The organism is Trinickia fusca (assembly GCF_003628145.1).
In the GTDB taxonomy this organism is placed as follows: Bacteria; Pseudomonadota; Gammaproteobacteria; order Burkholderiales; family Burkholderiaceae; genus Trinickia; species Trinickia fusca.
The window spans coordinates 1-25,205 of record NZ_RBZV01000002.1; the positions used below are offsets into that span (position 1 = coordinate 1).

The window sequence follows — 25,205 nt, forward strand, 5'->3', positions numbered from 1 at the left end:
AATCGGTGGTTTCTCTCCGGTTGAGCGCGTTGGTGTGGCTGATGCGCTCACCCTGGGTGTCGTAGGTGTAGCTATCGGTGTCGCCACCCGGCCTGCTGACCTTGATCAGGCGGCCGGCCGTGTCGTACGTATTCGTCGTCACACGGCCGAGCTCGTCCGTCTGCGTGATCACTTCGCCGAAGATGTCGTAGCCGAATGTCTTCTTGACGCCCCCCGCTTCGAACTGCGTCGTCGCGTAGCGGCTATCGCTGCTGTTGCCTGCCGTGCCGAACCCGGCCAGCCGCGTCTGCGTATTGAGGTTGCCGTTGGCATCCTGGACGCCGGCCAAAAGACCCGACGCACCATAGTAGTAATTGGTGGTCGGCGTGACGGAGACGACCGTCCCGTCCTCCTGGGTCGCGTGAGTCTGCGGCGCCGTCTTGCGGATCAGATGCCCGTTCGTATCGTAGGCCAGCGTCGTCGTATTCCCACGCCCATCGGTCTCGGAGACGATATCGCCGAATGCGTCATAGGCCTGACTACGGTGGATGGCATCCTGCGCGTTGTCGGTCGACTTGTTGTTCAGGCCTGTCACGGTCCACGCGAGACGCCACGTGTTGCTGCTACCGTCGGCGTTGATGGTCAGCGTTCCCTCATCGATGGAAAAGCCGTTCGATCCGGCCACCTTGTTGCCGTTTGCATCCAGTAGCGTGTAGGCATATTCCAGATTGAGTGCCCCTGTTGCCGGACGAAGCCCGGTGACATCCCATACGAAGTTTCCGTTGCCGTCCTTCACCAGTGCGACCGGCGTGTACGGTCCGGTCGAACCGGCAGTGCGATACTGCAACGCCATCTGGGTGGCATTGGGCACGTTGGGTGGACTGAAGGTCACCGTTGGCGGCCGCTGGTCCGGTGTGTACGCCGCGGCTTCGCCCGCATTGAATCCCAGTCTGAGTTGCCCATTGCTGCCGGCATTGACGATCGCGCCGTTCTTGTCCTTGACCTTGAAGCTGTAGGTCACAAGGTAGGACTTCATCGGATCGGGCGCCACCGCGCTAGCATCCCAATTGAACTGCTGCCGGGTGGCATCCCAGCCGAGCGTGACGGTCGTTCCTGGTCCTCCGTTCACCGAATACGTCAGGTCCATGGTTGCCGAGCTGGCCGGCTGATTGTTGAACGTGACGTTCTCGGGGATGTTGGTCAACGAGGTCAATGCGGATGCCGACCCGGCAGGGTTGAACGTACCGCGCGCCTCGCTGAGCAGACTCCCGGCGTTCCAGCCGGTATAACTGGCGATCCTGTATTCATAGTCGCCGCTGAGACCCGCGAGCGAGAATTGAAAGCAGCCAGTTGGGTAGGCGCCCAGGACACGAGTCGCCCACGCGCCCGACGGCATTTTCCGATAGCTGACCGTTAGCGATTGTGCCGAAGGCGGCTGACCGAGGAACACCAAATTGCCATCGCTGGTCATGTACGACTGCCCGACACCCCCGATCGGCAGCGCATTTTGACTGATGCCCGGCCAGGACGGATTGGTGGTGTCGATCGTGCCGGTTTCGGCGTTCAGCACCGTGCCGTTTCCGTCGTGCGCGAAGTATTGGTAATCCCACCTGCCGGCCCCCCACCCGGACCAGTCGGTGACGTACCACCCGCTGATAACAGCGCCTGCGGCGGTCATCATGGGCGACAGGTAAAACGGCGTCCATGCCCCGTTCGAACCGGCCGGGCGTCGCATGGCCAGGATCCGGGCCGTCGAAGGAGACTGCCCCTGAATCTGGAGAAGTGACGGCATTCCCCCGCTCCCCGACATGCTGCCGTGCTGCCCGTTGCCAGCCCTAGGGGGTGAAGGATGTGTGATGCCCTGCGTTACAGCAATAAGGCGTCGACCTCCACCAGGAACATCCTGAAATACCTGAAGCGGAAATGGCTGGCCATCAGGATCGAAAGGATCGAAAGGACCGGAATATGGGCCGGACATTGGGTCGGGATAGGACCAGGTAAAAGCGGTTTGATTCCAGTGACAGGGACCCAAAACGTCCCTTCCCCCAACGGCGAAATGGAGGTTGCCCGTGCCATAGCGCAACCCGGCTGGAACCGAAACGTTGTACGTTTCCGCCGTTACAAGCGGCACCCTGAAATTCTCGTTCCGACCAGCTGGCCAAAATGTATAGGTATACGAAAACGTAGCTGATATACCTAGTCCGGTACCACTGATAGCAACCCCGCCCCGCACAGAAGGATCAGGCAGTGCCGACGACTGCGCCGCGTCCGCCGCGGTGGGTCCGACCAGCACCTGCCCGACCGTATAGTTGGTGCCGGCCTGCTGTGTCAGAAACCGCTGGACCACCCCCATGCTCTGCGCGCTTTGCATGGTCGGCTGATAGGTGTCGGTCAACCGGTTGTTCGCGTCGTACACGCTCGCCGTCATGTGAACACCGCCGGCCGCAATCGCTGCGGCCACAACAGGATCGCTCGACGCGCCTTGCGTCAAACTGGTCTGCATGATCTGATCGAGCGTCATGCCGGACAGATCGGCACCGGCCGACTCGATCAACATCGTCGCGTTGCCGTTCTTGTCGTACAGGTAGACCTTGGTCGCCCCGTTTCCTGAGTTGGTTTTCCAGAGACGCCCCAGGCTGTCGTACTGATCGAATTCGGTATAGCTTCCGTTGAGGCCCTTGCCCGTGATTTCGCCGTGGGCGTTGTAGCGGATGTTGTGCGTGACGCTGTTGATCCATCCCTGCGCAGGGTCGCCGTTCTTCGCCGATCGCGCCTGACGGGAGATTTCTCGATTGGCCGCATCGTATCCAATCACGGTCGAATCGAGCGTTGCGTTGCCGTTGGCGTCAAGGCCATACACGTCCACTTCGGTCGTATTGCCCACCGCGTCGGTCTTGTACTGGTAAGACCCGGCGACTCCCTGCGTGAATTGGCCGGTCCGATAGCCCGCTGCGTTATGGGTAAATTGCGTGACCCGGTCGCCCGTGCTGACCTTGCCGCGCGCGATTGATTCCGTCACGTTGCCCAGTCCGTCATAGACGGTGTCGGTCGTTGGCCGCACCAGCGCACCTTCGAAATCCGTGAAGGCAGCCCCCTTCTTCTCGATCTGACGGCCCATCGCGTCGAACGTCCAGTCCGTCACGTCACCGTTCGCCTCGGTTTTTTCGATGACGTTGCCCAAGCCGTCGTAAACGTAACGCGTCGTCGCCGCACCCGTCGTTTGAGTCAGGCCGCCGTTGCCGTCGATCGTTGCGCTCTGTACCGCCAGCCTGCTTTGCGTCAGCAAACGGCCGAGATGATCGTAGGTGGAGTCGGTAATCCGGTCGCTCGTACTGGACCCAACGTTCGCGATCAGCTGGCTGACGGCCGTGGTTGCATCAACCACGAGGGAGAGCCGGTTCGCATAATCACGCTCTTCGGTCGTATTGCCGTTCTGATCGAGGGTCCATACCGTCAGATCGTTGTTCGCGTCGACCTGCGCGATTTTCTGTCCCAGCGCGTTGTAGTACGAGCGCGTCGTATTGCCCCGGCCATCGGTCTGCGCCACCACGTTGCCGAGCGCGTCGTACTGCCGCGACGTCGTGATGGTGGCAGCGACAAAGTAGTCGTAGTTCGTGCCGCCCGGCGGCCGCTCACCGTAGGCTACCCCCGTGACCTGCGTGCCGATCTGGCGATTGCCGGCATCGTACGTATAGGTGGTCTGGCGACAGGCCGCGCCGGCCGCCGGATTGGGAATCGTGCCGTCGGTGTTTGGCGCGACGGCATCGTCGTACACCTGTGCGCTGACCACATTGCTGGCCGCATCGTAGTTCCAGGTCGACAGGGTGCCGACCGCGCTCAGCTCAGCTATTTTCCGGTTGGCCGCATCGTAGGCCCAGCGGCTGACGTTGCCGTTGGCGTCGGTCCATGAAGTCTTATTGCCTGCTGCGTCATAGGTCCAGTGCTGGGTCGGACTCACCGTGCGCGATCCCTGCGCATCCTGAATCGCAATGGCATCGCCCGTTTGCGTGATCAGGCGGTTGTCCGGGTCGTACGCATAGGTCGTGGTGCGCTGCTCGGGCAAGCCTGCCGCTTCGATCATTTGCGTACGGTTGCCGAACGCGTCGTAGCGATATGCGTTGACGACGGACTTCTGCGCACCCGTACTGTCGCTCGACGTGACCGGCAAGGTTTCGCTCAGCAGCAGGCCGCGGTTGTCGTAGGTGCTGACGGTGACACCACCCGTCTTGCCGGTATGACTGACGCGATTGCCGACGCCGTCGTAAGCGAACGACTCGGCATTGCCCTGGGCATCCGTGCTTTTGATCAGGCGAGCGTCCTGGTCATACTCGAACGTCGTGGTGGCGTCGCTCGTGCTGACGGTCAAGGTCGGCGGAGCCGAAATCGACAGCTTGCCGGCGACCGCTGTCGCATAGCGTGTCACCAGACCCGGCTTGCCTGACGGGGCATAGGTCGTCTGCGTGGCATAACCGAGCGGATCGACCTGCAGAACGACACGGTTGTTGTGATCGAAATAGAAATATCCGGTGTGCCCGAGAGGATCAGTTACGGCAACGGCGTTGCCGAACGCGTCGTACTGCGTCGTCGTCACCGCGTACTGCGCGGGGGTCGTGGCGGTCGCAGCACTCAGAAGTACCGAGGTCGAGGTCTTTCTGCCGCAGGCGTCGAACTTCTGCGTGGTCGTGCCGCCTAGTGGATCGGTGGTCTTGGTGAGGTTGCCCGCTGCGTCATAGTCGTACCTGACCGTTGCAGACGCCGTCGCGCCGCTCCTCGTGGTCTTCTGGATCAAACGCCCCGCGGCGTCATAGGTGTTGAGCGTGACGCAATGCGCAGCGCCCGATGTCGAGTCCCAGTTGACCGAGCCGATATATCGGGCATACGCGTCGGCAGCGGTTTTAACGGTGGCGTCGACGAACCGATACTGGACGAGCTTCGCCACGTTGCCGGCAGCATCGACAATCTGCGCCGTGAGTGCCCCGGCAGCGTCCAGCGTAGCGATTCGCCGATTGGCCGTGTCATACGCATACCGGGTCGTCCGGTCAGCTGCACCGGCGACGACCGACGACAGATTCGAACCGGCAGTCAGTGGCCCTTTCAGGCATGTCGCATAGTCGGTTCGCGATGTCAGATTATTGTCTTTGTCGTAGACAAACTGACTGACCGCGCCCGCCGCATTCGCCGTATATTGCAGGCGATTGGCCGCATCGTACTGGTTGACGACATGCCCATCATGGGCTGCATCGGCAACACCTTGAAGGCAGGCTGCAATATTCTGCAACGTTGTGAACTGCTCGGCCGCCATCGCTTTAGCGTAGCTGATGCGCTCGAGCACATTGCCGTTGCCGTCGAAGTGCTGCTCGACCACCGCTCCGGTGGCATCCATCGCATACACCGCACGGCCCAGCGAATCGTAGGCAGTGCGAATGATCTGGTCATGCGCGGCATCCGCGACAGGTAACGGATGACTGTCGGACTTCTGCAACGCGGCGAGATCGCTCGCATTCAGCCGGTTCGCGTAGACCGTGCGTTTCGTCGCATTGCCGTTGGCGTCGTATTCGTAGTGGACTACGCCGCCTGTCCCGTCGACAGTCCACGCTAGACGACCGTCGGCATCGTAACGCCGGATCTGGGTGATATCGGTGGCGGGATTGGCAACGAGCAGCGCCTGTACGTCGCCGATCGCCGGCGTCATGCTCAAGCCGGTCAGACTGACCGCCGTGGCATAAGCGGTGGTCTGCGCGACGTGTCCGGCCTGATCGTAGACCGTCTGCGTCACGTTGCCCATCGGGTCGATCGCAAACACCTGGCGGTCGTTCGCGTCGTAGACGTAACGGGTCGTGTTGCCATCCGGATCAGTGACGCTGACTGCGTTGCCGTTCTTGTCGTACGTCGTGCGCGTAGTCAGGTTCAGGCCACTGGAATCGACATGCTGCTCGATGCGACGGCCGAGAATGTCATAGACATACTGCGTGACAATCCCCGTCGGACTGGTCACCGTAAGCGTCTTGCCGCGTGAGTCGTAGCTGTACTGCGTGACAAGATTCAAGCCGCCCGGATCGACCGTCTGACTGACCTGCTGCCCCTTCGCGTCATAACGGATCTGCGTCACCGTTCCGTTTGGATCGGTGGTGGTGATCCGCTGCCCTTTCGCATCGTATTGATACGACGTAGTCAGGTTCAGTCCATTCGGATCGACCCGTTGCTGAAGCAGCCGATTGGCGGCGTCGTAACTGTAGATGACCGTGTTGCCGTTCGCATCCGTCGTCTGAATCAGCCGGTTGGCAGCGTCATACTGGCTCGCGGTCTGCGTGAGCGGCGTACGGGTCTGGATCAGGTTACCGTTGCTGTCGTACGCAAAGCTGGTCACGTTGCCCAGCCCATCCTTGACGCTGGTTGTCTGGCCGTTGCGCGTGTGCACCGTCGTGATCGACACGCCGCCGGGCGATGTCACCGTCACACTGCGGCCAGCCGTGTCATAGGTGTAGGTGGTCGTCCCGGATGCGTCGGTGGTGCTGAGCACGCGGCTAAAGGCGTCGTATGTCGTCGAGCGCTGTGCATTGACCGGGTCCACGGTCTGGATGACGCGACCCAGGCGGTCGTAACGCTGGGTCCGTACATTGCCGTTCGCATCGACCGAGCGGATCGCACGGCCAAACGCGTCGTACTGCGTCGATGCGGCAGCGGCGATGCCCAGCGGATCGGCTACCGTACCCGTCTGCAAACCGCGGCGGTCGTAGCTGAAGGTCTGCGTCAATGCCTGCGCGGCATCGATTGCGGTATGGCTCGACACGACGTCGCCGAATGCGTCGTAGGTGTTCGAATTCACGTTGCCCAACGCATCGGTCGTCGTCGCGACGAGGCCGGTAGCCGTATAGGTTATCGAGGTATGACTATCGAGCACCGGATTGCGAATCGTATCGAGTGCGTTGATCAACGCCCCATTCGCCAGCCCACCGGTCAAGCCGGTGATGGCAATACGCGTGCCGTATTTCACCGTACCAGTCAGTTGTCCTAACGCGTCGTACTGGCGCTCCTGCACTTCGCCAAGCGCATTGACCGTCTGCGTCAACCGGCCGTCCTGATCGTAGTAGAACAGGGTCGTGTTGCCGTTCGGATCCGTTGCACCGGTACGTCTGCCCGCCGCGTCGTAGGTATACGTGGTGCCGTACTGTGTCCAGATCGCGTTGATCTGATCGGCTGTGAGGCCGTCCTTGAGCAGCGCCGCCCCCTGGGCAGATAACTCGCCGGTCAAACGCCCCTGCAAGTCATAGCGGTTCGTCAGTGTGCGCTGATCGGCCGTACCGGCCGCGCGGTTGGTGGATATCAGGTTGCCGATGCTGTCGTAGCTGTATGCCGTTGTCGTTCCTTCCGCATCGACGCTCGTTGCCCGCTGGTTCAGCGCCGTATAGGTATAGCTGACGACCTGATCTGCTGCACTCGATACCGGCCGCAACGACGCAACCGTAGCGCCTGCTTGCGCGGTCACTGCCGTCGCATAGCGAATGCTCTGCGCGAGATTACCGGCGCTGTCGTAGAGGCTTTCCGTCAGAAAGCCCTCACCGTCGATCTGCCCAGTGACCTGTCCGCGGCTGTTGTAAAGGGTATAGCTGTAAATGTCGGCCGCATCGGCCGACGGCATCAGCGCAGCGAGATTCGCGCTGGCGCGTAGTGACGCATCGGTCTGATGGGCATAGGCGATGCGCTCGACCTGGCGCCCCGACGCGTCATATCGATATTCGACGAGATAGCCTTCGCCATCGAGCGTGCCGCGCAACAGACCATCTTCATCGTAGAAATTCCGGGCAATCCGATCCTGTGCAGACGGCGTCGGTGTAGCACCGGCCATGGTCGGGTTGTCTCCCAGGCTGACGAGATTGACCGGCGTCGCATAACGAATCACCGACACGATCCGCGATGCACCGTCGTACACCGTTTGCGTCACCCCGCCAGCGGCGCCGATCGTGATGGCAAGCCGGCCGGACGCGTCGTAAATGTTTCGCGTGACGTGGTCCGATGGGCTGGATGCGGGTCTGATCGACGCGAGCGTCACATTGGCGGGATTGCCATTTGCATCGAGCAGACTGGCCAGATTCGACGCGCTAACCGATGTGTCGTAGGCGATCGTCTCCGTGACCGCATTGTTCTGGTCGTAGCGTGTCTCGGTCAGTGCGCCGGTGCCGTCGATGTCGGCCACCTTGCGTCCGGCATCGTCGTAGAGCAGGTAATGACGCCCCCCCGTCGGGTCCTGCGTCATCCGCAGCCGGTCATCCGCGTCGTACGTATAGGTTGTCTGCCCGAGCACGTGAGCCGCAGCATCGGTCTGAACCTGGCTGATCAGCAGCCCATCATTGTCGTAGGCCGATATCGTCGTCAGCCCGTTGGCCAGCGCGACGACGGTCTTGTTGTGCGCGTCGTCGTACTGCGTGAGCGTGGTGTGCCTGAGTGCGTCGGTCGTGCTGAGCACACGCCCCAGACCATCGTAGAGAACCTGCGTCGTGTTCCCTTGTGCGTCGATCGTGGTCAGCAGACGGCCGGCCTGATCGTGGACATATTGCGTCTTCGCCTGCTTGCCGTCCTGAATGCCGTTACCCTGCGCATCGACGCTCGCATAGGTGGTCTGACTCGCGAGCAAGCCACGCAAATCGTACGTCATGTCGACCCGCGAGCCCTGCGTCATGTCGGCCTTTGCCTGCCACGACTGCATTTGCGCGAGCGTCGGAGCGTCCGTGGGGCTCAGGGCAGCAAGCGAATAGGCGCTGCTACCGCCGTATTGAATGATCGACGTACGCTCGCCAGTGCCGTTGTAGCGATACTCGGAGACTCGGCCTTCGGGACTGATCGTAAAGCGCAATAACCCCTGATCGTCGTAGACGTTGCGCGTCGTCAGGGGTTGTTGAGGCGCCGTGGTGCCGTTGGCCGGGGTCAAATAGACCGTTTCCGTCAGGAGCCGATTGGACGCACTGAAGGTTCTTGTAATCGTGTTGCCGGAAGCATCCTGTTGCATGACCTGGTTGCCGTTGCCGTCGTACTGCATGGTGACGGCATGGCCGGATGCATCGACGATCTGCGTGACGTGTCCGCCGGTCCCATACGAAAACGTCGTCGTTTGCGCGACGCCTGCGACGGCCGGGCTGCTCAGTTGTGTCAGCCGCCCCTGCGCGTCGTAGCTATAGGTCGACTTCAATCCCAGGGCGTCGGTCACGGTCGTGCTTCGATTGACCGTATCGTAGTCGAAGCGGGTAACGTGCCCATCGCCGCTGGTCAGCGACGCGACGCGATAGTCGGTGCCGACCTGGACGTAGGTCAACGATTGCGTCGTGCCGTCGGACTGGGTCACCGAGGCGATCCGCTCACTACTGCCATCGTAGGTGTAGGTCGTCGTGTAGACGTGTGCTGCGGCACCGCTACCGTTCACCGGATTGAGCGTAACGGACGCACCGGTCAGCCGTTTCTGGCTGTCATACGCATAGTTCACGCCGGTGACGACGGTCCCGTCTTTCAGTTTCGTGCTGATCGACGTGACGTTACCGCTGCCGTCGTAACCGAACGCGATCGATTCACCGCTGGCGTCGCCGATGCTCGCCAGTCGGTTCTGACTGTCGTAGCCATAGACGACCTTGTTGCCTGCGGGATCGGTCGTACTCAGCACCCGCCCGAGACCACCCGACTCATAGCTCTCGCTCACGTTGGACGTGCCATTCGTGAGAATCAGGCCATTCGTTGTCTTGTCGTAGCGGATCCGGTCGTTAGCGCCCGCCCCGTCGCTACTGACATACGTCCCACTGGCAACATCGAATGTGAAGGTGGTTTGTGCGCCGTCCGGACCCGTGCGCGTGATGCTGCTGCTGGTTGCGCCGATGGTGCCGTTGACCTGCAGGCGACACTGGGCTGCGCCGAAAATCCAGTCGCTTCCGCCATCGGCAAACTGACCCTGACTGTTGTAGGTACGCAGCACGCCAACCGGACCGCCGTGGGACGCCAGATAGTCGTCACGGCCCTGCAACACCAGGTTGCCCGTCGCGGCGTTCACGTAAGCGAGTTCCCCGTTGCGCCCGCCTGCGGCATTACCGGTTACCCCACGCTGTCCCAACAGGGACAGGGACGACAAAGACAGACCGCATTGCTCACCCGTAACAATCGCTACCATTCACTATTCCTTGGAAATATTGCCTTGGCTTACGCCATTCTTTCGGGAACGCTTACCGGATCGGCTTGAAAATGCACATTCCGCCGTACGGATCTACTCCCATCTACGCAAGTTATCCAAGGATTTAAGAATTCGTTTAACACTCCGATGTAGAACTCGCACTCCAGCTCTTCTCACTTGGGATGACGCAACTGGCACAAAACAATTTCGAGGCTGCACGCGACTCGCTGCAGCAGGGCATCGAAAGGGAAATAAAAGCCGGCAAAGCGTAAATTTGAAGATCCAAGAGCGAGCGCTGCCTGGAGAGATCTGGAAGGACAGCGCGCCACTACCACGGTGGCAGTGGCCAGGCATCACCCGGCCCTCTACTTCCTTTTCGCATCGACACACCTAACACAAGACAAGGTGCTGCACGTCGGTTGCGAGGACTGCCGCAGTCTTCGATACAAAATTCGACAGAATTCGACACAACTCAACCACTAACCCGGTTGACTCAACGATTTTGTGTTCTTACGATTAATTACAAGACATATAGGCAATAAAAACCTAATGTCTTTCTGCAAACGAGCGCTGCCTTTGTTACACCCGCTCTTTAAATACCAGAAATTCGAATAAGGATAAAAATGAGAGAAAAAAGCACCAAGAATGGCGCTGGAATCGGTCTAGTCGCCCGGCGCGTAGGAGGGACAACGCTGGCGCTGGGCGTGCTCGCGCTGGCAGGATGCGGCGGCGGCGATGATAGTGCCAGCTCCGCTGCGGTGGCCGCCGACCAAACGTACACCGATAACGTCGCCTATTCGCCGAACGCCGGCGATTCGCTGCCTGCGGCGCAGGTCACCGAGCGGGCGGCCGTGATGCATCACCAGTGGTCCAGCGGCGGCAAGACCGTCCTCTATACGACCACCACGGGACACCTGACTGCTTCGGATCTGAGCGGCAATCCGGAAGCCACGATGTCGTACGTCGCGTACGTCGCACAGAACACGAGCGGCTCGCCCCGCCCGGTCACGTTCTTCTATAACGGTGGCCCGGGGTCGTCGTCGGTCTGGCTGCGCCTCGGCTCCTTCGCACCGACTCGCGTCGCGACGCCCGACCCGTTAATGACCAACTGGCCGAACTTCCCGATCGTCGACAATCCGGAGAGCCTGATCGCCACCACGGATATGGTGTTCATCGATCCGCCCGGCACCGGTTTGTCGGAAGCGATCCAGCCGAACACGAACAAGACATTCTGGGGCTCGGATCCCGACGTGCAAGTGATGCGTGACTTCATCCGGCGCTACATCAGCGTGAACAACCTCACCGGCTCGCCGCTTTATTTGTACGGCGAATCGTACGGCACACCGCGCACGGACATGCTCTCGCTGTCGCTCGAATCGGCCGGTGTCCCGTTGACTGGCATCGTGCTGCAATCGTCGATCCTGAACTACATGGCCTCCAACGGAGATACCTCGGCCGGATCGTTCCCGTCCTACGCGGCAGTCGCGGCCTATTTCAACCTGGTCTCGCCGACGCCGACAAATCTCGGTGCCTACTCGCAGCAAGTCCGGAATTTCGTCGCCGCGCAGTACACGCCGATCGTGCAATACTCGACCGCTGCACAACAGGTTGCGATTCCCGCCACCACGCTCGCCAATTGGTCGTCGCAGACGAACCTGACGCCAGCGGCGCTCTCCGCCTACTTCCAGTATTTCTATGACACGGAGGCCTCGCCCGGCCAGACGGCGCTCGTGCCGGGCAGCACGATCGGCCGCTACGATGGACGCGTCTCGTTGCCGAACAGCGATACGCGCCTTGCCGCCGACAACGATCCGTCCGACATCCTGATCACGCAGCCGTTCACGACCGCGCTCGCGACACAGATGCCGGCCTACTTGGGTTACCAGGCACCGAACGCGACGTACCAGACGCTGAACGACAAGATCATCGGCGTGTGGAATTTCAGTCACGCGGGACAGCCCCAACCGGACACGATCCCCGATCTGCTCGCGGCGCTGATGCTCAATCCGAAGCTGAAGGTGCTGTCCTCGAACGGTTATCACGATCTGGCGACACCGTACTTCGAGACGGAGAAGGAATTGGCGCGGCTGCAAACGGTGAAGGGGCTGAATCCGAGCTTGCAGCTCACCTTCTACCAGGGCGGGCACATGATCTATCTGGATAACGTCGCACGACCGCAAATGCAGGCCGACCTCGTGTCGTACTACCAGAACCAGCCGATCTCGAACGCAGTGACGCTGTCGCAACTGGCAGCGCCGTGGCCGGACCAGAGCCCGGCTAACAAGCCGACGGTCACGACTGCCCCCTGATCTTGATGCTGAGCGGAGCCCGATGGTTTGGCCGTGGGCTTCCGCTCGTGACACTTCTTTTTGCGAGTTACGTTATGTCCCAGATCTCATTGTTGCGGTGCGCATCGTTGGCGGCAGCGCTTGTTCTTAGCGCGGGGAGCGCCTTCGCATCGACGCTGCAAGCCGTCTCACCCGCCACGCCACTGCCGGGTGGCGGCGTGGATGGTCCGTTCCTCCAGCGCGGTGCACGCGCCGCGTCCGTTACGCCATCGACTGGCGCAGCACTTCAGCAGGAGGCCCAAAATCGGCTAGCGACGAGCCTCGGCGCGAACAAAGCATTCAGCAACGACGCGGCGATCACGAAGGCTCAGGCGCAGGCGAGCGGCCTGGGCTATGTCTCCCAGCACTTCCAGGAGATCGACACCGCGCAGAGCGGCAAGGTCACGCTGAAGCAGGTGCAGCAGTATCTCCAGCAGCAACAGCAGTAAGCCTGAGCGCGCCGGCCGCCCAACTTCGTGCGGCCGGCCGCGTCACCGCCACGCTGTGACCGCGGCTCCAGCGCCCGTCTGCGCTGCTCGGTAGACTGGCTCGTGTAGCTTGCCGATACGTGATGGCCGATGCCGTTCCCAGCACGGCGAGACGCACCGACAAAATGGACGCACCAAAAACAAAGCCCCGCAAGTCCGAGAACTTGCGGGGCTTTCCGCCATTTCTGGCGGAGACGGAGGGATTCGAACCCTCGATCCAGGTTTTGGCCCAGATGCTCCCTTAGCAGGGGAGTGCCTTCGACCTCTCGGCCACGTCTCCCAAACTTTCGCTCGCGCCGGGAGTGCAGCGCGACGAGACCAAGATATTAACGGGAACAATCAGCCAGGTCAAATCCTACGATGCATTTTTTTACATACATCTCGATCGAGCCTGCCGAACGCCCTTCACGCGGCAGTCGAGCTGCCGCGCGGACATAGCACCGATTACGCCTGATCGAGCTCGAACGCCTTATGCAAGGCACGTACGGCGAGCTCCATGTACTTCTCGTCGATCAGCACCGAAATCTTGATTTCGGAGGTCGAGATCATCTGGATGTTGATGCCCTCTTCCGACAGCGTGCGGAACATCTTGCTGGCGACGCCGACGTGCGAACGCATGCCCACGCCCACCACCGACACCTTCGACACCTTCGGATCGCCGACCACTTCCTCGGCGCTGACGTGGCCCTTCACCTCATTGACGAGGATGTCCATGGCGCGCTGGTAATCGTTGCGGCCAACCGTGAACGTGAAATCGGTCTTGCCGTGCACGCTCTGGTTCTGGATGATCATGTCGACGTCGATGTTCGCGTCGGCCACCGGACCGAGAATCTGATAAGCGATGCCGGGCTTGTCGGGCACGCCCCTGACCGCGATACGCGCTTCGTCACGTGCGAACGCGATGCCGGAGATGACTGCTTTTTCCATGGTCTCGTCTTCTTCAAAGGTAATCAGGGTGCCGGACTTCATTTCCTCTTCGAGCGGCATCAGCGGATCGGTCAGGCTCGACAGCACGCGCGTCTTCACCTGATATTTGCCCGCGAATTCCACCGAGCGAATCTGGAGCACCTTCGAGCCGAGGCTCGCCATTTCCAGCATTTCCTCGAACGTCACGCGATCGAGCCGGCGCGCTTCTTCCACGACGCGCGGATCGGTCGTGTAGACCCCGTCGACGTCGGTGAAGATCAGGCACTCGTCGGCCTCCAACGCGGCCGCGATCGCCACCGCCGACGTATCGGAGCCACCTCGGCCCAGCGTCGTAATGTGACCGTCGGGATCGACACCCTGAAAGCCCGTGACGACGACGACCTTGCCCGCATCGAGATCGCTCATGATGCGTTCGCTGTCGATCTCGTTGATGCGCGCTTTCGTGAACGCGCTGTCGGTCTTGACCGGCACTTGCCAGCCGGCGTAGCTCACTGCCTCGACGTCGGCTTCGTGCAGCGCGATCGACAGAAGGCCAACGCTCACTTGCTCGCCCGTCGACGCGATCATATCGAGCTCGCGCGGGCTGGGTTGACTGGAAAGCTCCTTGGCGAGACCGAGCAGTCGGTTCGTCTCGCCGGACATTGCCGAAGGCACGACGACCATCTTATGGCCTGCCTGGTGCCACTTTGCAATGCGCTTGGCGACGTTCTTGATGCGCTCGACCGAGCCCATCGAGGTGCCGCCGTATTTATGTACGATGAGTGCCATTGTCGTTTTGAACTGGAGGAGAAACCGCGCTTACGCGCTCAAACCTAAACTACAAGATTGCCGTTCGGTCTCGCGGCCTTGTGAGCGCGTCGACGACGACGAGGGATGGCGGCCATTGCATGTGTACAGCGCGCGCGAAAAATGCCTCGATGCGGACGCAAAATTCAATGCATGACGCAAGAAACGCGCACAAACAGCTGGAAATGCGGATCGGGCAAGCGATTGAGCGTACTAGATCGAACGCGAAAAGACAAGCGAGCGCAGCATGCCGGTGTGGCCGGCGATGCCTTACGCCAACAGAAGATCGGGGCGCCATTCGACCCGTCGGCACGGCCCGTCGGCAGCGTCCGGGGGCAATGAGGCGCCTTCCCGCCAAGCGCCGTTCACGCCGATCAACGGAACATAAAGCAGCCGATCACCGACGTAAAACAGCGGCACGTCGCGCTGCCAAGCCGGCACACCCTGCTCCTGGAATAAGTTCTTGAGCGTGCGCGCCGGCGCGCCGGGAAAGCGCCGCATGCGCTCGCCGCCCGTACGGGCGCGCGCCACGAGCGGCGCGCTCGCGAGCCATGCTTCCGGCACCGTGTCAGCCCCCGCTTCCCCGGCGGCCACTGGCGCGAAGACGAGCGAGCCTCGCCACCGCGGCAGATGCCAAACCTCCTGGCCATGCCATTCGAGCACCTCGACGCGATCATCGCCCGACGCACTCGAATCGCCCGCCTCGGCCCACTCGAGCGACGATCGCTCCATAGGCGGCACATCCCAATGAATGAGGTCGCGGTACAAGCGCAGGCAACGTCCCGCATGGTCGATGCGCAGCCCGTGCTCGGCACTCACCTCGCGCAACTGACGCATCATGTCCGTCAGCCGCGCCGTGGAAGCAGCCGGCAAACCACGCTCGCGCACCCACCAGCGCATCACGTTCATGGCACGCGCATCGTCGAGTGCCACCAGCGCCTCACGCGACAACGCGCGGCCGTCGTCGCGCGCGATCAACTCGAAATCGATGCGCGCGAGATCGTCGAGCAGCCGTTGCGCCGTCGCCGCATGAGCAGCGCTGCGCGCCAGCGCGTCGCGAAAGCCGGGGAAATGCACGGTCAGCGCCGGAATCACGTCATGGCGCAACGCATTGCGCGCGTAGCGCGTATCGGCGTTCGATTCGTCCTCGATCCAACGCAGCGCCCGCACTTGGGCGTAGCGTTCGAGCTGCGCACGCAACAGGTTCAGCAACGGCCGCATGCGCGGGACGGGCGCGCTCGCATCGACGCGCTGACGCCCCATCGCCGCCAGCCCCGCGAGCCCCGCGCCGCGCAGCAATTGCAGCAGGACCGTCTCTGCCTGATCGTCGGCATGGTGCGCGAGCCACAACGCCTGCACGCGATGCCGCGCGCACATCGTATCGAGCGCCGCATAGCGTGCCTCGCGCGCCGCCGCTTCCACACTTTCGCCGGCTTGTTGGCGCACCTCGACGCGCTCGGCATCGAACGGCACGCCGAGCGCTTCGGCGGTGGCGCGGCAATGCGCCAGCCAATGGCCGGCGTTCGGACTCAAGCCATGATGGACGTGCAGTGCCACGCAACGCGCCGCACCGGCCACGCGCACGGCCGCATCGAGCAAGACGGTGGAGTCGAGGCCGCCGCTATAGGCGATGGCGATACGCGCATCGGATGGCAGGCCGGAAAGCACACCGCCGAGCGCTTCGAGAACGAGGCGCTCGGCGGCGGGATCGAGGGGGGAAGTCACGGCATCCAGGTCCGGCGGCGCAAAACGCCGCAACTGGGACGAGCCGGCGTGCGCATCATGCGCCCGGCATCGACTCCTTGAACTTGCCATAAGCCATGAGCCGCTCGAAGCGACGCTCGCGCAGCTCTTGCGTGCTCATGCCCTGGAACTGGCGCAGCGTGTCGGCCAGCGCACGACGCAGCAATGCGGCCATGCCCTTCACATCGCGGTGCGCGCCGCCCAGCGGCTCGTTGACGATCTTGTCGATGAGTCCCAGCGCCTTCAGGCGATGCGCGGTGAGGCCCAGTGCCTCGGCAGCCTCGGGCGCCTTGGCGGCACTCTTCCACAGAATCGACGCGCAGCCTTCCGGCGAGATCACCGAATACGTCGAGAATTGCAGCATCAGCACGCTATCGGCCACGGCGATCGCGAGCGCGCCGCCCGAGCCGCCTTCGCCGATGACGGTAGCGATGACCGGCGTCTTCAGCTCGGCCATCACATAGAGGTTGCGGCCGATCGCCTCGGACTGGCCGCGCTCTTCGGCGCCCACGCCCGGATAGGCACCCGGCGTGTCGATGAACGTGAAGATCGGCAGGCCGAACTTCTCGGCCAGGCGCATCAGACGCTCGGCCTTGCGATAGCCCTCGGGCCGCGGCATGCCGAAGTTGCGCCCTGCGCGCTCCTTCGTGTCACGCCCCTTCTGCTGGCCGATCACCATGCAGGCCTGGCCGTTGAAGCGCGCGAGACCGCCCACGATCGACAGGTCGTCGGCAAAGGCGCGGTCGCCGTGAAGCTCGTGAAAATCGGTGAACAGCTCGTTGACGTAATCGAGCGTATAAGGCCGCTGCGGATGACGGGCAATCTGCGAAACTTGCCAAGGCGTCAGATTCGCGTAGAGGTCTTTGGTCAGCTGCTGGCTCTTCTTCGACAGCCGATCGATTTCTTCCGAGATATCGACAGCGGAATCGTCTTGCACGAAGCGCAACTCTTCAATCTTCGCTTCGAGCTCGGCGATCGGCTGTTCGAAATCCAGAAACGTCGTTTTCATAGGTTCCAATCCTTGGGACATCGGCAGCGCGTATTCTAACCGCGCCCGCCCCGGTCCAAATCGAGTCACAACTATCGATCTTCTAAATCAATAGCTTTATTCGGTAGGCGAGGCGTCGAGGCTGCGCCACATATACCAGGTGGCCACCGTGCGCCACGGTTCCCAGTTGGCCGCCACCTCGCGCGCTTCGCTGCGCGTGACGGGCTCGCCGCTGAAATAATTGACGCTGATCGCGCGGATCAGGCCCAGGTCGTCGAGCGGCAGCACATCCGGACGCGACAGGTTGAAGATCAGGAACATCTCGGCCGTCCACCGGCCGATGCCGCGAATCTGCGTGAGCTCGGCGATGACCGCCTCATCCTCCATCGACATCCATTTGTCGACGTGCAGCGCGCCCGAGACGAAGTGCTGCGCGAGATCGAGCAGGTACTCGGTCTTGCGCTTGGACAGCCCGCACCCGATCAGCTTGTCCTGACCGGACTTGATGAACTGCTGAGGGGTGAGCTTCGGACAGGCGAGCTCGATGCGCTCCCACACCGCCTGCGCCGCGTGTACCGAAATCTGCTGACCGACCACGGAACGCGCGAGCGTGACGAACGGATCACTGCCGTTCACGAGATGCACGGGGCCGAACTTCGGAATCAGGCGCTTGAGGATGCGGTCGCGCTTGACGAGGTCCGCGCAAGCGCGATCCCAATACGCGGGCCGCGACACCGACGGCTGCGAACTCCCGATCTGCACCGGCACCTGCGCGTCGGCGCTCGCGCCAGCGCGAGTCTTGCGCGCGGCTTCACCGTCGTGCGCCGTCTCGCGCGCGAACGTTTGCTCGTCACCCGTAGCAGCACCGTTGGGCTTGGCTGCGCGCTTGGGCGCCGCCTTCGTCTTCGGCGGCGTCGCGCCGTTAGGCCCGTGCGAAGCGCGTGCCTCATTGCCCGCCCCGCCGCGCTTGGCCGCGGCCGTGCGCTTACCCTCGGCTTGCTGCTGAACCTGGACGTCGCTCCCTTCAGCCGACGCACTCGCGCGCGGACGCCGTGCGTTCGTCGTCGCCGCTACGCGTTGCGGCGTGGCGCGCTTTACCGGCGCCTTCCTGGCCGTTGCCATCTTGCCTCCTGCCTGGCGAGTCGATCAGCGCGATGCGCGATGCACGTTCATACGCGGCGCCACTCAGTCAGCCCGCCCGGTTTGTCTTCAAGTGCAACCCCGGCTTCGAGCAATTCGGCCCGAATCCGGTCTGCCTCGGCATAGTTCTTCGCACGCTTGGCCGCTACGCGCTCGGCGATTTTCGCCTCGATTGCGGCGGCGTCGAACGCTTCGCCGCCCGTGCTTGCGCCAGCCTGCTGCAAGAACGCGCGCGGCTCGCGCTCGAGCAGGCCGATCGTGCGCGCGAGCTCGCGCAGCTGGCGCGCGAGGGCACGATCCTGCGTGCGATTGACGGCATTCGCGAGTTCGAACAGCACCGACACCGCGACAGGCGTATTGAAGTCGTCGTTCATCGCCGCGCGAAAACGCTCGGCATGCGGCTCGCTCCAGTCGAGCGGCGCATCGTCGCAATGCGCGTCCTTCAACGCCGTATAGAGCCGCGTCAGCGACGCACGCGCATCGTCGAGATGCACATCGCTGTAATTGAGCGGCGAACGGTAATGCGCGCGCGCAATGAAAAAGCGCACGACTTCAGGATCGTACTTGGCGAGCACGTCGCGGATCGTGAAGAAGTTGCCCAGCGATTTGGACATCTTCTCGTTGTCGATCTGGACGAAGCCGTTGTGCATCCAGTAGTTGACGAACGTCTGCCCGGTCGCGCCTTCGCTTTGCGCGATCTCGTTCTCGTGATGCGGAAACTGCAGGTCCTGACCGCCGCCGTGCAGATCGAAATGCTCGCCGAGCAGTTCGCAGCTCATGGCCGAGCACTCGATGTGCCAGCCGGGGCGGCCGCGTCCATACTTCGATTCCCAGATCGAATCGTCCGGCTCCTCGGGTTTCGCGCGCTTCCACAGCACGAAGTCGAGCGGATCTTCCTTCGCATCGTTGGCCGCCACGCGCTCACCCGCGCGCAGGTCTTCGAGCGACTTGCCCGACAGCGCACCATACGGCGCGAACTTGCGCACCGCGTAATTGACGTCGCCGTCCTTGGCCTGATAGGCATACCCGTTCGCCTGGAGTCGCTCGATCATGCCCAGCATCTGCGGGATGTAGTCGGTCGCGCGCGGCTCGATGTCGGGGCGCGCAACGCCGAGCGCATCGGCGTCCTCGTGCATCGCGGCGATGAAGCGGTCAGTCAGCGATTTGATCGTCTCGCCGTTCTCGACGGCGCGACGAATGATCTTGTCGTCGATATCGGTAATGTTGCGCACATAAGTCACACGCAAGCCGAGCGTACGCAACCAGCGCTGCACGACGTCGAACACGACCATCACGCGCGCATGCCCCACGTGACAATAGTCGTAAACGGTCATCCCGCAGACGTACATTCGAACCTCGCCTGCGCGGCGCGGCACGAAGAGTTGCTTGTCACGCGCGAGCGTGTTGTAGATGCGCAGTGATTCCATAGAGACGATGCGTGAGCCTTGAGCAATCCGCACAGGGCGACGTGTGCGACGCGCCCGCAACAGGCCGCGAAGGCAACGCGCACGACGGTGAACGTTTGCGAACGAGTGTCCGCGATGCGCCGCTTAAACCGCGATCGAGGCGAAGACGACCATGACTGGCGAAGGACAGTCTGCCGTTCGAAAAAACGAGCAAACGATTTGTTAGAATGGGCCGGAGTATAACATCCCGATTTGAGCCTATGAAATCTTCCAGCGGCCGCATGCCCCGCACCGCGGCCCTTGCTGCGACTGTCCTCATCGCCTTCACGCTCGCGGCTTTGCCGAGTGCCGCGGTGCATGCCGCAACGGGCGCGACGAACGACGGCACGCCCGAAATCGACGCATCGATCGCGGCACAAAACTGGCGCCAGGCGTTGACTCAGCTCGATGCACGCATCGCCGCCGAGCCGCGCGACGCGCAAGCGAAGTTCAAGCGCGGCACCGTGCTCGTGCACTTGGATCGCGATGACGACGCGATCCGCCAGTTCACCGAGCTCACGCAAAGCTATCCCGAGCTGCCCGAGCCCTACAACAATCTGGCGGCTCTCTATGCGAAGGCAGGCCGCTACGAAGAAGCGCGCGCGGCACTCGAGACGGCGGTCAAGGCGAACCCCGGCTACGGCCTCGCTTACGAAAATCTCGGCGACCTGTACCTGAGGCTCGCGGAGCAATCGTACAAGCGCGCCCAAGGGCTCGGCCACACGAGCGCGACGACCGCACAGCGTCTGGCCGACATCGCACAGATCGTTTCGCCCACGCACGCCGCCAAACCCACGAGCAGCAAACGCGCCAACGCGCCCGCGTCGTTCGTCATTCCCTCTTCGCCGCCGGCGCTTCCGAGCCCGTCGGTTCAATTCGGCACCGGGCCGAACGGTTCGCTCGCGCTGCCGCCCTACGTCGCGCCGTCTTACTAAGCGCGGCGCCCCCTTCTCTTTCACGTTAAAGGATGCTCATGAAACGCTTCTGGTTGGCGCTCGGCAGCGCTGCTCTGATTGCTCACGCACCCGCTTTCGCGCAAACGGCCGCCCCCGCCGGCGGGCACCCGATGGTGCTGCTCAAGACGTCGGAGGGCGACATCAAGGTCGAGCTGTATCCGGAAAAGGCACCGAAGTCGGTCGACAACTTCCTGTCGTACGTGAAGTCCGGTCAGTACAGCGGCACGATCTTCCATCGCGTGATTCGCGGCTTCATGATCCAAGGCGGCGGCTACACGACGAGCTATGCCGAGAAGCCCACGCGCGCACCGATTCCGCTCGAGAGCCGCAACGGGCTGAAGAACGAGACGGGCACGCTCGCGATGGCACGCACGAGCGATCCGAACTCGGCGACGGCCCAGTTCTTCATCAATACCGTCGATAATGCCGGCCTCGACTATCCGAACCCGGATGGCAACGGCTACGCCGTGTTCGGCAAGGTCGTCTCGGGCCTGGACGTAGTCAAGAAAATCGAAGCGACGCCGACCACCTCGCGCGGCATGATGCAAGACGTGCCGCAGAAACAAGTCGTCATCCAATCCGCGAGCGTCGTCACGCACTAAATCCGTCTCATTCGCGCCGGCGCCCTCTTGCGCCGGCCCACGCCATCAGCACTTGAATCGAAGGAATTCATCATGGTCGAACTGCACACGAACCACGGCATCATCAAGCTCGAGCTGGATGCCGAAAAGGCACCGAAGTCGGTCGAGAACTTTCTCGAATACGTGAAGAAAGGTCATTACGACAACACCATCTTCCATCGCGTCATCAACGGCTTCATGATCCAGGGCGGCGGCTTCGAGCCGGGCATGAAGCAAAAGCCGACGGATGAACCGATCGACAACGAAGCGAACAACGGCCTGAAGAACGTCGCGTACTCGATCGCGATGGCACGCACGAACGATCCGCATTCGGCGACGGCCCAGTTCTTCATCAACGTCAACGACAACGACTTCCTGAACCACTCGTCGCCGACGCCGCAAGGCTGGGGCTACGCCGTGTTCGGCCAGGTCGTCGAAGGCCAGGATGTCGTCGATGCCATCAAGCAGGTCCGGACGGGCTCGAAGGGTTTCCATCAAGACGTGCCCATGGACGACGTCATCATCGAAAAAGCGGTCGTGGTCGATTGAGTACTGCTGTCGTCCGCGATAGAGGCGTCTCGGCGCGTCAAGACGCGCCGCCTCACAGCATCGAAGCGAGCGTGCCGCACGCGCACGATCGCACGGGCCCGCATGCGCCGCGCCCGTTGCTGTTCATCTCGGATCTGCATCTGAGCGCCGCGATTCCGCACACGGTCGCGGCGTTCGAACGCTTCATCACCGTGACGGCCGACAGCGCCGACTCCGTGTTCGTGCTCGGCGATCTGTTCGAGTACTGGATCGGCGACGACATGCTCGCTGCCGATCCGTTCGCCGCGCGTATCGCAGCCCTGCTGCATACGCTGAGCGAGCGCGGCATCGCGCTGTACGTGATGCACGGCAACCGCGACTTCCTGCTCGGCAAGCGTTTCATGAAGGCGGCCGGCGCGATCTGGCTGCCCGATCCGTTCGTGATGACGGCATTCGGCACGCGTATCGTGCTCGCGCATGGCGACGCGCTGTGCACGGCCGATCGCAAGTACCAGACGTTTCGCCGCATCGCACGCTTGCGTGCCTTGCAGTTGCTGTTTCTGGCATCGCCATTGAAATGGCGCCGCGCGCTCGCCGAACGCATGCGCGTCTCGAGCGAGGAAGGCCGCACGCGCCCGCCTTCGCCGCTATACGACGTCACGAACGATGGCGTAGAGGCGCTGTTCCGGTCCAGTAAAACGTCGACGATGATTCACGGCCACACGCACCGGCCCGCGCATCACTACGAAACGAGTGGCACGCGCTGGGTGCTGCCCGACTGGGATTTCGATCACGGCACGCATCGTGGCGGCTATCTGCGCGTCGACGCCGAAGGCATCCGCGCGCTACCGCTCGATTGAGGGCGCGAGCGGCCCATCATGGGCGCTCGCTGCTCCTGCTTTTCTCTTCTTTGCTTCCCGCTCAGTCCTGCACGACGGCTTTGCCTTCGATGGCCGCCGACAAACGGCGCAGATCGAGCAACGTCCCATCCGCCCCCTGCAACGCTTCGAGACGCGTGCCGAGCCGCTCGAGCGCCGCGACGATTTCGTCGACGCGCTGCGTCTCCTTCGCCGCGTGGTCGATGAGCCCGTGTAGCGCCAGCGAGACCGGATCTTCGGCATTGGGCGCGATGCCATAGGCGCAGAACGCGCTGCTCCGTTCGGGCTTGCGCTTCTCGTCGGCGGGCATGATGACGCGCGCGGGATTGCCCACGGCCGTGCCGCCAGCCGGCACCGGCTTCACGACGACGGCATTCGAGCCGATCTTCGCCTCGGCACCGATCGTGAAGCCGCCGAGCACCTTGGCGCCCGCACCGACGATCACGCCGCGCTCGAGCGTCGGGTGCCGCTTCGCGCCGCGCGTGAGCATCGTGCCACCGAGCGTCACGCCCTGGTAGATCGTGCAGTCGTCGCCAACCTCAGCCGTCTCGCCGATCACGACGCCCATGCCGTGGTCGATGAAGACGCGGCGTCCGAGCGTCGCGCCCGGATGAATCTCGATGCCCGTCAGAAAACGCGCGAACTGCGAGACGAAGCGCGCGAGCCAGCGCCACCGCATGCGCCAACAGGCATGAGCGAATCGATGCAGCACGAGCGCATGCAGCCCCGGATAACAGGTGAGAACTTCCCACGCGCTGCGTGCGGCGGGGTCTCGCTGTCGGATGGTGGCGATGTCTTCGCGAAGTCTCGTGAACATGGGGATGGCTCGCAGAAAGAAAAGCGCCGCCGTTACGCGCGGCGGCGGACGCGTCGATATGACATCCAGCGATTTCCTTATGAAAAACGCATCGATTGTAGGAGGAACGGACAAGTCCTGCTGAGTACGGCTTTTTCGCCCTCTGATGACCAGGGGCATTGTGTATAGCGGACCTGTCCGTCCATTGAAACTTAAGACGAGCGATCGGTATCGTGCAGGCCGCGCGCTTTCAGCAGGACGTGCTTGGCGATGCCACGCACGATGTTGACTTCCTCGCGCTCGAGCCCGGCGCGTGCGAACAGCTGTCGCAACCTCGACATCAGCTTCTTCGGATTGGCCGGGTCGAGGAACTCGAGTGCGATCAGCGCGTTCTCGAGGTGCACGAACATGCGCTCGATCTCGTCGCTCGAAGCGCGCGGGCCCGGCGCTTCGCCGGCAGCAGCCGTGGCCGCGGGCACGTCGACGCCGAGGTATGCCATGCGCAATTCATAGGCCAGTACCTGCACCGCCTGCGCGAGGTTCAGCGAGCTGTAAGCCGGATTGGCGGGAATGTGGGCAAGCGCGCTGCAACGCTCGACGTGCTCGTTCGAGAGCCCCGTGCGCTCGTTGCCGAACACGAAGGCAATGTCGCCGTGTGCCGCGTAGCGCGTCGCCTCCCCCGCGGCGACCCGCGGCGCCATCTGAGGCGGGCCGTACTCCCGCATGCGGGCCGTCAACGCCACCGACCAATGCACGCCCGCTAGCGCGTCGGCGAGCGTCGGCACGACGCTGGCCGAGGCCAGCACATCGTCCGCCCCGCTCGCCATCGCGATGGCTTCGGGGTCCGTCTGCACGTGACTCACGCGTGGCGCCACGAGCACGAGCCGCGAGAACCCCATCGTCTTGAGCGCACGCGCCGCTGCCCCGACGTTGCCGGGATGACTCGGCTCGACGAGCACGAAAAGGGTCGAGGTAAAGCCGCCGTGCGGCCCTGCCGAGCCCGGCTCGAACACCGGGGACGACGGATGGGAAGTGGGTGAATTCAAGGTGGAAAACCGGTGAGAATCGGGTGAAAACGACCGATCGAGCGCTATGTAAGACCGTATGGTATCGCCAACTGCCCATTGGGAGGCCTTATCGCGTTCGGCCTATCGCCGCCATGGCATGCTGGATCGGAGCGGCTCAGCGCGAAGCATCGGCATCGGCATCGACCTCGGCCTCTCGCCGATGTTTCGTCCAACGAATCGTCGGCAACCGGCGTGGCATATGACATGGCTTTGCCGCGCGGCACCGGACTCGGGTAAAATCACGAAATTCGCGCGTGCCGCTCCCCCAAGATCGTGTACGCGCACTGCTCTTCTTCAATTCGTCTTCGTCGACGGAATCGCGCTCGTCAAGCGTGCGTATTCCGCGCGGTTTGGCCCAACTTCCGTGGCAGCCCCGGCGCTGTCGCGGCA

Annotated in this window: 14 protein-coding genes and 1 tRNA gene; 6 read left to right on the forward strand and 9 right to left on the reverse strand. The window is 62.7% G+C overall.

The window, feature by feature from the left end:
- Positions 1-10,126, reverse strand: a 10,126-nt coding sequence (locus tag D7S89_RS04550; RefSeq protein WP_147426590.1) for an RHS repeat domain-containing protein, incomplete at its 3' end; no start/stop codon positions are given.
- Positions 10,127-10,749: 623 nt separating this feature from the next.
- Here D7S89_RS04550 and D7S89_RS04555 point away from each other — a divergent pair.
- The gene (locus D7S89_RS04555; RefSeq protein WP_121276119.1) at positions 10,750-12,435 is read left to right on the forward strand and encodes a S10 family serine carboxypeptidase-like protein; all 1,686 of its coding nucleotides are present in this window, start codon (positions 10,750-10,752) and stop codon (positions 12,433-12,435) included.
- A gap of 74 nt (positions 12,436-12,509) precedes the next feature.
- Complete coding sequence (locus D7S89_RS04560; protein WP_121276121.1) at positions 12,510-12,902, forward strand: hypothetical protein; 393 nt, start codon at positions 12,510-12,512, stop codon at positions 12,900-12,902.
- A 225-nt stretch (positions 12,903-13,127) separates the two neighbouring features.
- Here D7S89_RS04560 and D7S89_RS04565 read toward each other — a convergent pair.
- The 6 genes from D7S89_RS04565 to cysS form a co-directional block, all read right to left on the reverse strand.
- Positions 13,128-13,221: transfer RNA gene (locus tag D7S89_RS04565), tRNA-Ser, on the reverse strand.
- Between the two features lie 164 nt (positions 13,222-13,385).
- Positions 13,386-14,636 (reverse strand): aspartate kinase, encoded by a 1,251-nt coding sequence (locus tag D7S89_RS04570; protein ID WP_121276123.1) that lies wholly within the window; start codon positions 14,634-14,636, stop codon positions 13,386-13,388.
- Between the two features lie 288 nt (positions 14,637-14,924).
- Positions 14,925-16,379, reverse strand: a complete 1,455-nt coding sequence (gene tilS / locus D7S89_RS04575; protein WP_245982705.1) for a tRNA lysidine(34) synthetase TilS — start codon at positions 16,377-16,379, stop codon at positions 14,925-14,927.
- A gap of 55 nt (positions 16,380-16,434) precedes the next feature.
- Positions 16,435-17,406, reverse strand: coding sequence for an acetyl-CoA carboxylase carboxyltransferase subunit alpha (locus D7S89_RS04580; RefSeq protein ID WP_121276127.1), 972 nt, complete (start codon positions 17,404-17,406; stop codon positions 16,435-16,437).
- A gap of 96 nt (positions 17,407-17,502) precedes the next feature.
- Positions 17,503-18,507: a DNA-3-methyladenine glycosylase family protein gene (locus tag D7S89_RS04585; RefSeq protein ID WP_121276129.1), complete on the reverse strand. Its 1,005-nt coding sequence runs from the start codon at positions 18,505-18,507 to the stop codon at positions 17,503-17,505.
- Positions 18,508-18,554: 47 nt separating this feature from the next.
- On the reverse strand, positions 18,555-19,952 hold the full coding sequence (cysS, locus tag D7S89_RS04590) for a cysteine--tRNA ligase (RefSeq protein ID WP_121276131.1): 1,398 nt from the start codon (positions 19,950-19,952) through the stop codon (positions 18,555-18,557).
- 239 nt (positions 19,953-20,191) lie between these two features.
- Here cysS and D7S89_RS04595 point away from each other — a divergent pair, with 239 nt between their 5' ends.
- From D7S89_RS04595 to D7S89_RS04610, 4 genes are all read left to right on the forward strand, one after another.
- Positions 20,192-20,905: a tetratricopeptide repeat protein gene (locus D7S89_RS04595; RefSeq protein ID WP_183085099.1), complete on the forward strand. Its 714-nt coding sequence runs from the start codon at positions 20,192-20,194 to the stop codon at positions 20,903-20,905.
- A gap of 38 nt (positions 20,906-20,943) precedes the next feature.
- Positions 20,944-21,528, forward strand: a complete 585-nt coding sequence (locus D7S89_RS04600) for a peptidylprolyl isomerase (protein ID WP_121277290.1) — start codon at positions 20,944-20,946, stop codon at positions 21,526-21,528.
- Between the two features lie 72 nt (positions 21,529-21,600).
- Positions 21,601-22,095 (forward strand): peptidylprolyl isomerase, encoded by a 495-nt coding sequence (locus D7S89_RS04605; protein WP_121276134.1) that lies wholly within the window; start codon positions 21,601-21,603, stop codon positions 22,093-22,095.
- 59 nt (positions 22,096-22,154) lie between these two features.
- Entirely contained in the window at positions 22,155-22,934 is a 780-nt protein-coding gene (locus D7S89_RS04610; RefSeq protein ID WP_121277291.1) for a UDP-2,3-diacylglucosamine diphosphatase, read from the forward strand.
- Between the two features lie 61 nt (positions 22,935-22,995).
- On the opposite strand, the gene cysE is transcribed toward D7S89_RS04610, so the two are convergent.
- Together cysE and D7S89_RS04620 are read right to left on the reverse strand one after the other, a co-directional pair.
- A complete protein-coding gene (gene cysE / locus D7S89_RS04615) occupies positions 22,996-23,769 on the reverse strand; it encodes a serine O-acetyltransferase (protein WP_121276136.1) in 774 nt (257 codons plus the stop codon).
- Between the two features lie 191 nt (positions 23,770-23,960).
- Positions 23,961-24,761 carry an RNA methyltransferase gene (locus D7S89_RS04620; protein ID WP_121276138.1) on the reverse strand — a complete coding sequence of 267 codons (801 nt, stop codon included), beginning with the start codon at positions 24,759-24,761 and terminating at the stop codon, positions 23,961-23,963.
- Positions 24,762-25,205: the final 444 nt, after the last annotated feature.